At 72.3% G+C, this 11,829-nt stretch carries 12 protein-coding genes; 5 read left to right on the top strand and 7 right to left on the bottom strand.

Annotated features, from left to right (window positions below; all coding sequences use genetic code 11):
- The first annotated feature begins 346 nt into the window (after positions 1–346).
- Complete coding sequence (locus GSY65_RS16825) at positions 347–1,195, top strand: SecDF P1 head subdomain-containing protein (protein WP_236579831.1); 849 nt, start codon at positions 347–349, stop codon at positions 1,193–1,195.
- Between the two features lie 175 nt (positions 1,196–1,370).
- On the opposite strand, the gene GSY65_RS16820 is transcribed toward GSY65_RS16825, so the two are convergent.
- From GSY65_RS16820 to GSY65_RS16810, 3 genes are all read right to left on the bottom strand, one after another.
- Positions 1,371–2,228: a nucleotidyl transferase AbiEii/AbiGii toxin family protein gene (locus tag GSY65_RS16820; RefSeq protein ID WP_236579828.1), complete on the bottom strand. Its 858-nt coding sequence runs from the start codon at positions 2,226–2,228 to the stop codon at positions 1,371–1,373.
- A gap of 144 nt (positions 2,229–2,372) precedes the next feature.
- Positions 2,373–3,539 carry a type IV toxin-antitoxin system AbiEi family antitoxin domain-containing protein gene (locus GSY65_RS16815; RefSeq protein WP_159769279.1) on the bottom strand — a complete coding sequence of 389 codons (1,167 nt, stop codon included), beginning with the start codon at positions 3,537–3,539 and terminating at the stop codon, positions 2,373–2,375.
- A 296-nt stretch (positions 3,540–3,835) separates the two neighbouring features.
- Entirely contained in the window at positions 3,836–4,414 is a 579-nt protein-coding gene (locus GSY65_RS16810) for a hypothetical protein (RefSeq protein WP_159769276.1), read from the bottom strand.
- Between the two features lie 197 nt (positions 4,415–4,611).
- On the opposite strand from GSY65_RS16810, the gene GSY65_RS16805 reads away from it, so the two are divergent.
- Positions 4,612–5,592: a GlxA family transcriptional regulator gene (locus tag GSY65_RS16805; protein ID WP_201452566.1), complete on the top strand. Its 981-nt coding sequence runs from the start codon at positions 4,612–4,614 to the stop codon at positions 5,590–5,592.
- A 223-nt stretch (positions 5,593–5,815) separates the two neighbouring features.
- A complete protein-coding gene (locus GSY65_RS16800; RefSeq protein ID WP_159769273.1) occupies positions 5,816–7,213 on the top strand; it encodes a DJ-1/PfpI family protein in 1,398 nt (465 codons plus the stop codon).
- Between the two features lie 12 nt (positions 7,214–7,225).
- Here GSY65_RS16800 and murQ read toward each other — a convergent pair whose 3' ends face one another.
- Together murQ and GSY65_RS16790 are read right to left on the bottom strand one after the other, a co-directional pair.
- Positions 7,226–8,197, bottom strand: a complete 972-nt coding sequence (gene murQ / locus GSY65_RS16795) for an N-acetylmuramic acid 6-phosphate etherase (RefSeq protein WP_159769270.1) — start codon at positions 8,195–8,197, stop codon at positions 7,226–7,228.
- Between the two features lie 86 nt (positions 8,198–8,283).
- Positions 8,284–9,351: a MurR/RpiR family transcriptional regulator gene (locus GSY65_RS16790; RefSeq protein ID WP_443043229.1), complete on the bottom strand. Its 1,068-nt coding sequence runs from the start codon at positions 9,349–9,351 to the stop codon at positions 8,284–8,286.
- A 56-nt stretch (positions 9,352–9,407) separates the two neighbouring features.
- Between GSY65_RS16790 and GSY65_RS16785 the strand changes: the two genes are divergently transcribed.
- Positions 9,408–9,803 carry a hypothetical protein gene (locus GSY65_RS16785; protein ID WP_159769267.1) on the top strand — a complete coding sequence of 132 codons (396 nt, stop codon included), beginning with the start codon at positions 9,408–9,410 and terminating at the stop codon, positions 9,801–9,803.
- Entirely contained in the window at positions 9,800–10,072 is a 273-nt protein-coding gene (locus GSY65_RS16780; protein ID WP_159769264.1) for a DUF4031 domain-containing protein, read from the top strand. The genes GSY65_RS16785 and GSY65_RS16780 overlap by 4 nt, the downstream gene beginning before the upstream one ends.
- Positions 10,073–10,225: 153 nt before the next feature.
- Here GSY65_RS16780 and GSY65_RS16775 read toward each other — a convergent pair whose 3' ends face one another.
- Positions 10,226–11,323, bottom strand: a complete 1,098-nt coding sequence (locus GSY65_RS16775) for a GNAT family N-acetyltransferase (RefSeq protein ID WP_159776068.1) — start codon at positions 11,321–11,323, stop codon at positions 10,226–10,228.
- 104 nt (positions 11,324–11,427) lie between these two features.
- Positions 11,428–11,823: a winged helix-turn-helix transcriptional regulator gene (locus GSY65_RS16770; RefSeq protein ID WP_201452565.1), complete on the bottom strand. Its 396-nt coding sequence runs from the start codon at positions 11,821–11,823 to the stop codon at positions 11,428–11,430.
- Positions 11,824–11,829: the final 6 nt, after the last annotated feature.

Raw genomic sequence — 11,829 nt, 5'->3', positions numbered from 1 at the left:
TCCAGAAGTACGCCGCAGAACGGGAGCGGCCGCGCGAGACGGCGCGGCCATGGAGGGGCGGCCGTGGCTCTGCCCTGCACTGCCCTTCTGCCGCTCAGGAGTGTTCCGCCATGAGCCGCCCCGTTTCCGTACCCGTCCCCGTGTCCGCCGTCCCCGTGTCGGCGTCCGCCGCGTCCGCGTCCGCCGTGTCCGCGTGACGGGCCTGGAGCGGTGGCCGTGTTCCGTGCTGGAGGACATGCCTGTTGCCGAGGGCTGGTGGCAGTTTGCGCAAGCGTGCCCCGTTGCGGAGTGTTCGTGCCACGATGGTCGGTCATGGAACGTCGGGGGACGGGGGACGGGGGACGGGATGACGGTGCGCGGGGTGCTCGGGATGGCGTGTCTGCTCGCGCTGGTGTGCGGGTGCGGTGGGTCGGGTGGCTCCGGTGACGCGGACGGGCGTCCGTCGGAGAAGCCGGGGACGAGGGCCTCCGCGTCCGCCTCCGCCTCCGCGTCCGGGGAACCGGGCGGCGAGCGGGCCTTCGTGACGTTCACACCGCAGGAGCCCGTGAGTCCGCGGACGCTGGAGCGGACCGCCGAGCTGATGCGGGACCGGGCGGACAAGGCCGGGCTGGGGACCGTGGAGGTGACCGTCGAGGACAAGGCCGGGATCACGGTGTCCGGCCCGGCCGCCCGGCGGGAGTCGCTGGAGGCGCTCGGGCAGCCGGCGGAGCTGGCGTTCCGTCCGGTGCTGAGCATGGTCGCGGAGACGGGTGTGGAACGGTGCCCCGACGCGGTGGAGGGCTCCCCGTCGGAGCCGCTCACCGCGTGCGGGGAGAACGCGGGCGCCATCTCCACCTACCAGCTCGAACCGGCCGCCGTGGTCGGCACGGACGTGTCCGAGGCGGAGGCGGCGTACGACGAGCAGATGGGCGGCTGGCGCGTGACCCTGGACTTCACCTCGGCGGGCGGGAAGAAGTTCGCCGATGTCACCGGCCGACTGTCCATCCAGGTCTCGCCCCGCAACCAGTTCGCCATCGTGCTCGACGGAGTCGTGCTGTCCGCGCCCCAGGTGAACGGCCCGATCACCGGCGGCACGGCCGAGATCTCCGGCAGCTTCACCGAACGGGAGGCCCGGCAGCTCGCCGCCCAGGTGAACACGGGCGCCCTGCCGGTCCAGCTGTCTGTGTCGAGCGTGACGAAGGTGCGGGCGGATTAGGTCTGTGGGGAGAATTCCGTACGGCGTTGTCGCGCTCAGCTCATGACTGCGGTGCCGTGAGGTGCGCCGCGCGTGGCGGCCCATGTCTCGAAACCCGCGGGGTCGCGGACGCCGTCCCGGAGGACCGCGGATCGCGGGGTACACGTCGATGCTCCTGACGCCGTCCCCGCGTCAGTTACGCCCAGGTGCGGTCGGCTGGATGCCAGGTTCCCCGGGCAGTCCGATCGAGCAGGGGGTTGATGAAGGCGGCTGCGGCTTGTGCGGCTTCGGCGTAGGTGCCGCAGCCGTGCAGGCCGACGACCAGTGCTGCTTGCTTGGGATATCCGTCGTGCCAGTCAGGTCCTGGCGCTTCGAAGGCTGTGGGGAGTTCGAGAGTGGTGCCGTTCTGCCGCCGGCGTGCGGCCTCCCGGTGCAGCGCCTGGGTGGCAGGACTGCCGGGAACGGTCTCCTGCTGGCTGATCAGGAGGAGGTCGGCCAGGTCGCGGTAACGGCTGGAGCCGAACTGGGCGTTGTCGCCGTGGCGCTCGTACATGGCGCAGATCTTGTCGGCGACGTGGTCGATGACGGGGTAGAGGCGGACGTCTGGCCAGTCGACGGGCCACTCGATGTCAACGGCGGACTTCAAGGTGCGGGTTTCCGGAGCGCCGGAGAGGGATCGGCCCACGACGAGGTCGACCTTGATGTCGGCCACCTGGGCTGTGCCGCAGAAGACCTTGAAGTGCTGCGCGCCACCGCGGCCTTCGTCACTGTGGTTCTCGAACCTGCTCGGGGTGTAGCGCAGGAAGTCGCCCAGATCCAGCGAGGCGGCCTCGATGATCAGCTGCCGTGCTTCGTCGGCAGTTCGATCGGGGTGCGCGCTTTGCAGGTCGATGTCCTGACTGAGGCGTGCGGCGCCGCGGTAGCGGATCAACAAGGCCTGCCCGCCTTTGATGAGCCAGGCGTCAGGCTCCTTGGTGAAAGCACGAGCGGCGAGCCGGTTGAAGTAGAAGATCTTCATGAGGTCGGAGACGCTCATGCCGGTCTTCTTGGACATGTTCAGAGCGGCTTGTTTCAGGGCTGCCCGGAACGCCGTCGGGCTCGCGTAGGTCCTGCCCATGGTTCGTTCGCCCCCCGGCGTGCTGGTTCAAGTCAGCCAAATCTACGCCGGATTGATCACCCTTCCCTCTTTTTCGCGGGGTCAGTCGGTGTCCTCTCCGCCGGGGTGGTCGTCGCCGTGATCGTCGTCCTGCGTACTCATCGAGGCGCCGGGCGGGGGCAGTTGCCGGCTGCTGGTCGTGGTTGCCGCTTGTTCCAGGGCCTTGTGCATGGCGGGCGACAGGACGCCGGCCTGCTGGAGGGAACGCAGCACGGCGGGGTCGAGATGTCTCAGTGTGCGCAGTGCTTCGGCCAGGTCCGGGTTGGGCTGCCGCAGCAGCTCGGTCGGAGCCGGGCCGGATGTCCCCGGTTGCTGGTCGATGTCCCGGAGGGCTTTGAGCGCTGCGGCCCTTCCCGTGGTGATGGGGTGGGCGCGTGGGAGCCGGTCCGGGGCGGACAGTCGCATGCCGAGGAGTGCGGCGGTTTCGCCGCTCGCTCCTCTGGCGGTGCGGGGCCTGCTGTGGGCAAGGGCGGTGGCGAGATCCGGGTGTTCGGCCAGGAGGTGGACGGCTGCGTTGAACCCTTCCTGGCTGGCCCGGTCGACCTCCTGGCGGCGCAGGCTCTCGCCGGCCTGAGTGACGAGGTGGTCGATGAGGTCGCTTCCGGTGGCTGTGGCTCCGAGACCGTACCTGCGGGCGTAGGGCTGCACGTGTTCGGCGAGATCGTCCACGGTGATCATGCCTCGGCGTTCGGCTTCGGCGATGACGCCGCCGACGTGGCCGCCGTCTGCCTTGGCTCTCAGCAGGTCGGTGATGGTGCGGCCGGCGGTGGTGACGGGCAGCCCGTCGACCACTGTGATCTCCTCGGGGTCCAGCGGTGCGGTGCGCAGGTGGACGAAAGGCTCGTTCGTCGTGCGCCGGCGAGGCACGGTGATCTCCACATCAGGGGCGGGGATGTCGCCCAGTTCATGGAGCCGGCACGCGGAGGCGTGGGAGACGACGCCGGACATGGGATGCCCGGGAGGACGATTCCAGGCGAACTCGCCTGGATGCAGGCGCAGCCAGGCCGCCTTGATGTCCAGGTGCTGGGGCATGCCACTGGCCGACAGGAGGTACACGCCCCGGCTGACGTTCTCCAGCAGGCCGGCCTCGGTCAGGCGCAGCAGCTGGACCGCGTTCAGGCCGAGCTCCTTGGCCTGCGCGGTAGTGACCAGGCCCCACTGATCGGCCGCGGCCGACGAGAGCACGGCAAGCTGTTCAGTGCGGTTCATGCAGAGATGGTTACATAGATTGGCAGAGATGGTTACGTCTAAGCGTAACTATCTCTGCATAAAATGAGCCAGGGTGTGTAATTAACTCTGCGACTCTGTGGCTCTGCGTCTTCACCGTGCTGTCCTGCTGGAGGAGGTTGGGGCGCACGGCGGAGGGCGGTTGCCGGGCCGACCGTGCCGGGATCGTGTGGTGCATGCGCCCCCAGGTCGCAGTCATCGCCGCCGCGGTCCCTCGACGCGCCTGGATGAGAACAAAATCGCACTGGAGTGCGAGGGGTAATCCGGGTGGCGTGGCGTCACAGGTTCCCCATCGGCTCGATGTCCCGCCGGACCGGCTCGCCCCAGATGCGCAGGACGTCGTAGTCGGTGAACTCGTGGACCAGGCGGTACGCGATCGCGGGGCGTGGGCCCCGGCGTTGGGCGGCGAGATACAGCTCCGCCTCGCGGCGGTCGCGGCGCGGCGTGCCGCACAGCTGCCACACCTGGCCGTTCCACGCCTCCGGGAGCCAGCGCTGCTGGGGCTGGGGGCGGTCGTCCCGGACGCCGTAGCGGGAGGGGGACGGGGTGGTGGGGGCCGTGGGGCGGGGCGGGCCGTAGCTGTCGTTCAGCTCCGTGCGGCGGGCCGTGCGGCGGCGGGTCTCGCACAGCAGGCAGCGGTCGGGGGCCTCCTCGTCCACCGGGCCGTTCGGGTGCTCGGGGCAGCGGGTGGTGGGGGCGGCCGTCGTGACCGTCTCGTCCAGCAGCTCCAGGGCGCGCCTGAGGTCGGCCTTCACCTCGTGCAGGCGGGCGTCCGGGGTGTCGGCGGTGAGGGTGTCGCCGTGCTCCCCGAGGAGGCGCAGGGCTCGGCCGAGGGCGGTGAGCTGGGCATGGTTCACAGGGCTCGGGCCTTTCCTGCGGGGCGGCTGCGGGGTGACCTCACCACGGTGCCACACCGCACCGACAACGGGGGTCCCGGCCGGCGGCGGGCCGGTCGGCGACCATTCGGTGCGTCAGCACGTGAGTGCCGGATCTGTCCGCCCTTCGTCCACGGGGGACCTCGTGCGGGCGGCGCGCCGCGGCTTACTGTGGCGCGGTGAACGAGGAGACGGACGGGCGTACCGGGCGGGTGCTGGTCCTGGTGCTGCCCGAGGTGAACCTGCTGGACCTCGGCGGTCCCGTGCAGGTCTTCGACGCTGCCGCGCAGCTCGGGGGCGGCTACCGGTTGGAGTACGTGGCCGAGACGGACGGACTGCGGTCCGCCCAGGGACTGCGCCTGGCGGGGCTGGCGCCGCTCGCGACGAGCCGGGCGACAGCCGGTGATCTGGTGCTCGTGCCCGGTCCCCGGCTGACCGCATCCGACCGACTGGTGGCACCTGCCGTGGTGCGCTGGGTGCGCGACGCCCATGACGCGGGCGCTCGGCTGGCGTCCGTGTGCACCGGCGCGGTCGTCCTCGGGGAGGCGGGGCTGCTGGACGGCAGGGCGTGCACGACGCATTGGTCGCTCACCTCCGCGATGCGCGACCGGTACCCGCGGGCTCGGGTGCGTGAGGCCGCGCTCTACGTGCACGACGGCCGGATCAGCACCAGCGCGGGCATCTCCGCGGGCATCGATCTCGCGCTGTCCCTGGTCGAGCGGGAGCGCGGCCCGGAACTGGCCGCGGCAGTCGCGCGTGAACTGGTGCTGTACCTGCGGCGCGACGGCGACGCGACCCAGATCAGTCCGTTCCTGCGGCACCGCGACCATGTACAGCCCGCGGTGCACCGGGTGCAGGACCATCTGGCACAACATCTGGACACGGCCTTCACCCTGCCTGAACTCGCCGGTGTCGCCGGGCTGTCCCCGCGCGGTCTCACCCGGGCCTTCACCGCGGCAACCGGCGTCACCCCGTTCGCCTACCAGCGGCAGCTGCGGCTTGAGCGGGCCCGCACCCTGCTGTCCGGGACCGACCTGACGGTGGAGGCGATCGCGTTCCGCTGCGGGTTCCGTGACGCCCGCCAACTGCGCCGGGTGGTCGCCGACGCCTTCGGTGTCCCGCCCTCGCTGCTGCGCGGATCGTCGCGGCCCACTGCCTGACGGAGCCGGGCTCCCGGCCGACGGCCCTCTTCAGGGGCCGCTTCTCCTGCGCCTGCTCCTGCGCCTGCTCCCGCGTCTGCTTCTGCTCCTGCTCCTCCGCCTCCTCCCCTCTCCCTTCCCTCTTTCTCCTGTTCCTGCTCTCTCCCCTTCGTTTTCGTCTCCGTTTCCGCGAGGGCCGGCGGCACCGCACTGCTGCCGTACGCCCGGATTGTCGAGGTTTGTCATGGCCGAGTTGAGTTCTGGTGGGCGCCGGGTACTGCGCCGTATCGGTTGGGCACTGCTGGGTACCGTTCTGGCGGCCGTCACCCTGGCGGGGATCGTCCTCGCGGGGGTGAGCGCGTCGATGGCAGGCAGTTTCGCCGCCGCCCCCCGCGGAACCGACCCCCGGGCGTGGCCCGCCGCCCGGCCGGTGCCGGACGACCGCATCACGGTGGCGGTCGCCGTCAGCAACGAGGGTTCCGTGGCCACTGATGTGCTCGCGCCCTACCAGGTGTTCGCCGAGTCGCGGCACATGTTCGTCTACACGGTGGCCGCCGAACGCCGGGTCTCCCCGCTGTCCGGGGGTGCCCACGTGCTGCCCGACCACACGCTGGCCGAGGTGGCGGACGGTTCGCTGCCGGAACCCGATGTGGTGGTCGTGCCGGCCGTGACCGACCCCACCGGGGCGGGCGAGGAACGCCTGCGCCGGTGGATCGTCGAGCGGTACCGCGAGGGCGCCCGGATCCTCGGGGTGTGCGCGGGCTCCGAACTGCTGGCCGCCTCCGGTCTGCTCGACGGTCGCGACGCCACCTCGTTCTGGTCCAACATCGACTCCCTCGAACGCGATTACCCCCAGGTCGGCTGGGAGCGCGGGCGGCGCTACGTCGAGGACGGGCGGGTGACCACCACCGCCGGCGTCACCTCAGGCACCGTCGGCGCGCTGCGGCTGGTCGAGGAACTAGCGGGTGAGGCGGAGGCCACCCGTATCGGCACCGGACTGTCCTACCCCGGGTGGACCCCGGACGGACCGACCTCGATACCGGCCAACCATCTCGCTCCCGGAGACCTCCCGTACGCCCTGAACGCGGCGTTTCCGTGGCTGCGCCCCACCACGGCCATCGGTCTGGTCGACGGCGTCGAGGAGATCGACGCGGCCGCCGCGTTCGAGGGATACGGCGGAGTCTCCTTCGCCGCCAGGACGGTGGTGGTCGGTGCGGGTGACACCGTCACCACGCGCCACGGCCTGGTTCTCGTCACCCGGCCGGCAGAGGGTGGCGCCCACGGCGCGGACCGTTTCGTGGTGCCCGGCGTCAAGAACGCCTCCGGCGCCGGCCGTGCGCTGGGCGGCTGGGCCCGCCGCAACGGGCTCACCGTCGAACTGCCCGGCGGGGGACGGCGGTCCGGGGAGTTCGGCTTCGATCCGGTGCTGCGGGACCTCGCCGAGCACAGCGACCGTGGTACGGCGCTGGCCACCGCGAAGTTCTGCGAATATCCCTCGGCCCATCTGGAGCTGACCGGCGCGCCCTGGCCCTGGCGGCCGACCCTGCTGGCCGCGGCGGCGTTCCTGGCCAGCGCGGGGGTGGGGCTGGCGCCGACGGCCGTCCGGCACATGGTGCGGCGGCGGCGTCCGACGACGCCGTAGCGTCCCGTCCCCTCAGCTCGCCGGTGTGGTCGTCGCTTCCGCCAGGGCCGCTCGTAGGTGGCCGTGGTTCTGTTGGAGCAGGCGGGTCGCCGTGGGGGCGTCGGTGTCGCTGAGGAGGGTGAGGATGGCGGTCTTGACCTCGCCGTTCGCCGCTGTCAGGGCCGTGTCGATCTCGTCGTCGGTCGCGCCGGTGGCGAGCGCCACGATGCGGTGGGAGCGGGCCCGGAGTTTGTCGTTGGTGGCGCGGACGTCGACCATCAGGTTCCCGTAGGTCTTGCCCAGGCGGATCATCGTGATCGTCGAGAGCATGTTGAGGACCAGCTTCTGGGCGGTGCCGGCCTTCAGGCGGGTGGAGCCCGTGACCAGTTCGGGGCCCACGACGATCTCGATGCCGTGGTCGGCGGCCGCGGCGAGCGCGCTGGACGCGTTGCAGGCGAGGCCCACCGTCAGGGCGCCCCGGCTGCGGGCGTACTGGACGGCGCCGATCGCGTACGGCGTGCGTCCGGAGGCGGAGACGCCCACCACCGTGTCGTCGGGGGTCAGCGCCAGCGCGCCGAGGTCCGCGTGGGCCAGGTCCGCCGAGTCCTCCGCACCCTCGATCGACGTGATCACCGCCTCCCGGCCGCCGGCGATCAGGCCCAGTACCTGCGAGGGGGCCGTGTTGAAGGTCGGCGGGCACTCGGACGCGTCGAGGACGCCGAGCCGCCCGGCCGTGCCCGCGCCCGCGTAGATCAGACGGCCACCGCGCGCCATCCGCTCCGCGATCGCGTCGATCGCCGCCGCGATCAGCGGCAGCCGCGCGGACACCGCCGTCGGCACGGTCGCGTCCTCGCCGTTCATCAGCTTCGCGATGTCCAGGGTCGGCAGCTGGTCGATGTCCGCCAGGTCGGGGCGGAACGCCTCGGTCGTCAGCGACTCCAGCTCCGCGCGCACGGCCAGGTCGTTCGGGGTGGAGCCGTAGGGCAGGGAAGGCAGGGGAGGCATGCGGTGACTCATCTCCGTACGGTGCGATCGGCGTCCCCGGAGGGCGGGGGCGGTGGGAGGCGACGGCTGCGGTGTCCCGTCCTCGCCTACCGCGAAGGCCCTCCGCTCCGGTGGCGGTGCGCCAGCGCCTCGTACGACGCCGACAGCGCGGGCGCCGCGGACTCGTACGTCCGCTGGGCGACCCCGATGAACAGGCAGTCCACCACCAGCAGTTGGCTCGTCCGGGACGACATCGCCGCCGGGCGCAGCTCGCTCTCCCGTGCCGTCGACGTCGTCAGCACGAGGTCGGCGTACTGGGAGACCGGCCCGTCGGGCCGTCCGGTGATCGCTATCGTCGTCGCGCCGTGGTCGAAGGCCACCCGCAGCGGTTCGATGACGTCGCCCGTCGAACCGGAGTGGGTGATCGCGACGGCCACGTCCTTCGCGCGGAGCTGCACCGCGTTGGTGACGGCGAGGTGCGGGTCGCTGTGCGCCTGGGCTATCAGCCCTATGCGCAGCAGCTTCTGCGTGAGGTCCTGCGCGACCAGCCCCGACGCCCCGACTCCGTACACGTCTGTCCGGCGGGCCCCGGCCAGCGCCCCGACCGCCGCGCTGAGCTGCACCATGTCCAGGCCGGCCGCCGTGTCCGCGAGGGTCTGCTGCTCGTCGTAGGCGAGCTTGGCGACGACGTCGGGGAGCGGGTCGTCCACCGCGATGTCGGCGGTGACGGCGGGCGCGCGGCCCGACTGCTGGTGGGCGGCGAGACCGGCGAGGGCGAGGCGCAGGTCGCGGTAGCCGGGGTAGCCGAGGAGCCGGGCCGTGCGGACGACGGTCGCCTCGCTGGTGCCGGTCAGTTCGGCCAGGCCGGTGACCGTGAGCGCCGCGCACGCGGCGGGGTCGCTCGCGACCGCCTCGGCGACGCGCTGCATGGACCGGGTCATGGACGGCGCGAGCGTCCGCACCTTCGCGGCGAGCGCGGCGGGAGCGGGCGGAGCGGCACCGCCGCCTCCACCTCCGCCGCGGCCTCCGGCCGCACCCGCACGTCCGCCCTCGGCGGCAGCCCCGGCGGCACGTCCGCTCCCGGCGGCGGCCTGCTTGCGGCCCTCGGCCGTGGACGCCTCCGGTGGTCTCCGTCCTTTCCTTCGCGCGAAAATTTCCTTCACCTCATCACTCACACCATGAAAGATATTTTCCGTCCGGGTGTGCGGTCAAGGGTGCGCACAATGGAGGCATGAGTCCCGCCAGTGATCCCGTGAGCCCCCTTGAGCAGGCGTTGCACGCGGCCCGTGCGCTCGTGCTCGCCGATCTGGTCGCCCTGGAGGTCGCCGAGGCCGACGTCGTCTCGATGGTCGAGGACTCCGTGGCGCGGCGCCGCTGGTGGGTGGAGCAGTGGCCGGACGGCGCGCAGTACGTCGCCGGGCTGATCGCGCAGGACGTCCAGGACGCCCTGCTGGAGCGGTACGGGCGCTGGCCGCTCTGCCCGGTCTGCGGCACCGGCGACCCGCACGCCCTCGACGTCGAGCCGGAGCTGGGCCCCGATCCGCGGTGGGTGTGCCACAAGGCGGGGGTCCGGGTCGCGCCGGTCGGCGCGCTGGGGGCCGCCATCGGGGGGCCGTCGCCCTCGTGACCGTCTACATCGATCCGCCCATCTGGCCGGGGCACGGGCGTCTGTGGTCGCACCTGGTCAGCGACGTCTCCTTCGACGAGCTGCACGACTTCGCCCGCCGGGTCGGCGTACCCGAACGCGCCTTCGAACGCGACCACTACGACATCCCGTCCCACCGCTACCAGGATGCCGTCGCCGCGGGCGCGGTGGAGGTGGGCTCCAAGGAACTGCTGCGCCGGCTCACGGCGGCGGGGCTGCGGCGCCCCAAGGGACGGCCCGTCGGCCGGTGACGGGCCGGTGATGTGCCGGTGATGTGCCGGTCCCAGCGGTGACCTGCGGGACCGGCCGGTGACGTGCGGGTGCGGCCGGTGACGTGCGGGACCGTGCGGCGGGCCGGGCGGGGGAAAGCGGGAGGAGACCGGAACGCTCGGGCCCGGCGTACGTCAGGCGCGCAGACGGAGTTCGTACGCGAACTGCTCGCCGTCCTCCCCGTCGCCCCAGTCGTCGCTCACCCGCACGAACCCGGCGCGGGTGACCACGCCCTGGGACGGGGTGTTGACCTTGTCGACGACGGCGAACAGGGACCGTACGTCGCCCTGTTCACGCTCCCGCTCGCGCGCCCAGTCGGCCAGCGCGCGCAGCGCCTCCGTGGCGTAGCCGTGCCCGCGCGCGCCCTCGACCAGGTCGTACCCGATCTCGACGCGGCCCTCCTCGTCGGGGGCGCCGTGGTAGCCGAGCGCGCCGACGGCGAGCCCGTCCTCCTTGCGGACGAGGACGTACATGCCCCACTCGGGGCGGTGCACGCCGGCCTCGTACGCCTGGAACACCATGCCGGCGCCGACGCGGGTGCCGTCGACGGGGCCGCCCGCGATCCAGTCGAAGCCGCCGGTGCCGCCCTCGGCGAGGTCCGCGGCGGCGGCCGGGTGGACGCCCTTGAGGACGATGCGGTCGGCGTCGATGTGCAGCGGGTTGCTCCACTTCCACGAGGTGACCGGGGCCCGGCCCGGCAGATCGGCGCGGCCGGTGGCCCACAGCAGCGTCGCCCAGGGGTCGTCACCGGGCCTGACGTGCGGGAACAGCCGGGCGAGCAGCGACTCGCACAGGTCCCTCGGGGCCTCGTACGGGGTGAGGCCGAGCCCTTCGGCGATGTCGTGGGTGTGGAGGAGCACCTCGGTGACGCCCATCGCCGCGAAGCCCTCGCGGTCGGCGAAGCGGAAGGGGTAGGGGTGGAAGGCGCGCGCGTCGGCGGGGGTGGTGGTCACGGTGGCGGCGAGGAGCGTGCCCGTCGTCTCGATGACGTGCAGCAGGTCGGCGTTGTCCGCGCACTCCGCGGTGTCGATGCGGAACGGTACGTACGCGCTCCGGGCCCGCCCGGCGAGCTGGCCCGCGTAGGCGATCAGGTCCGAGGCGATGTGGTCGGCGGTCTCACGGCAGTTCCAGTCCAGCCGCCCCGCCTTGGTGCCCACCCAGTCCCGGTCGACGGCCCCCCGCAGCACGGCCACGCTGTGCCCGACGGCTTCCCGTACCTGTTCCCCACCCATAGGTCGCATGGGCGCGAGGATAGGCGGGGGAGACGCGGGAGGACGAACGGATTTACGGCCCAGGGGGCGCGTCGGGGCCGGTGGCACGGAAGTACGGCGGCCGCTCAGCCCTTCGCGGCGTCGTACTCCTCGCGGGCCCTCTCGATCGCGGTCATGCGGTCGGCGGTCCAGGTGGCGAGGGCGCGGACCTGTTCGGCGGCCTCGCGGCCGAGGGGGGTGAGGGAGTAGTCGACGTGGGGCGGGATGACGGGCTTGGCGTCGCGGTGGACGATGCCGTCGCGCTCCAGCGTCTGGAGGGTCTGCGTGAGCATCTTCTCGCTGACCCTGCCGATCTCCCGGCGCAGTTCCCCGAAGCGGTAGGAGCGGTCGAGCAGGGCGATCAGGACGAGGGTGCCCCAGCGGCTGGTGATGTGCTCCAGGGCCCCGCGCTGCGGGCACATCGTGCCGCCGTCGGCCGCCGTGCGGGCCCGTTCGACGAAGCTGACCTCACTCACTGCCATGCCCGT

Source organism: Streptomyces sp. HM190, from assembly GCF_009857135.1.
Taxonomy (GTDB): Bacteria; Actinomycetota; Actinomycetes; order Streptomycetales; family Streptomycetaceae; genus Streptomyces; species Streptomyces heilongjiangensis.
Note: the sequence above shows the minus strand (reverse complement) of the source record. Positions and strands in the feature narration are given on the sequence as shown.

What these genes read in the sequence shown, in the direction of transcription:
- GSY65_RS16825 (WP_236579831.1), top strand. Translation starts at nt 347, where the DNA reads ATGACGGTGCGCGGGGTGCTCGGGATGGCGTGTCTGCTCGCGCTGGTG.
- GSY65_RS16820 (WP_236579828.1), bottom strand. Translation starts at nt 2,228, where the DNA reads ATGTCCAAGAAGACCGGCATGAGCGTCTCCGACCTCATGAAGATCTTC.
- GSY65_RS16815 (WP_159769279.1), bottom strand. Translation starts at nt 3,539, where the DNA reads ATGAACCGCACTGAACAGCTTGCCGTGCTCTCGTCGGCCGCGGCCGAT.
- GSY65_RS16800 (WP_159769273.1), top strand. Translation starts at nt 5,816, where the DNA reads ATGGCCGAGTTGAGTTCTGGTGGGCGCCGGGTACTGCGCCGTATCGGT.
- murQ (WP_159769270.1), bottom strand. Translation starts at nt 8,197, where the DNA reads ATGCCTCCCCTGCCTTCCCTGCCCTACGGCTCCACCCCGAACGACCTG.
- GSY65_RS16785 (WP_159769267.1), top strand. Translation starts at nt 9,408, where the DNA reads ATGAGTCCCGCCAGTGATCCCGTGAGCCCCCTTGAGCAGGCGTTGCAC.
- GSY65_RS16775 (WP_159776068.1), bottom strand. Translation starts at nt 11,323, where the DNA reads ATGGGTGGGGAACAGGTACGGGAAGCCGTCGGGCACAGCGTGGCCGTG.
- GSY65_RS16770 (WP_201452565.1), bottom strand. Translation starts at nt 11,823, where the DNA reads ATGGCAGTGAGTGAGGTCAGCTTCGTCGAACGGGCCCGCACGGCGGCC.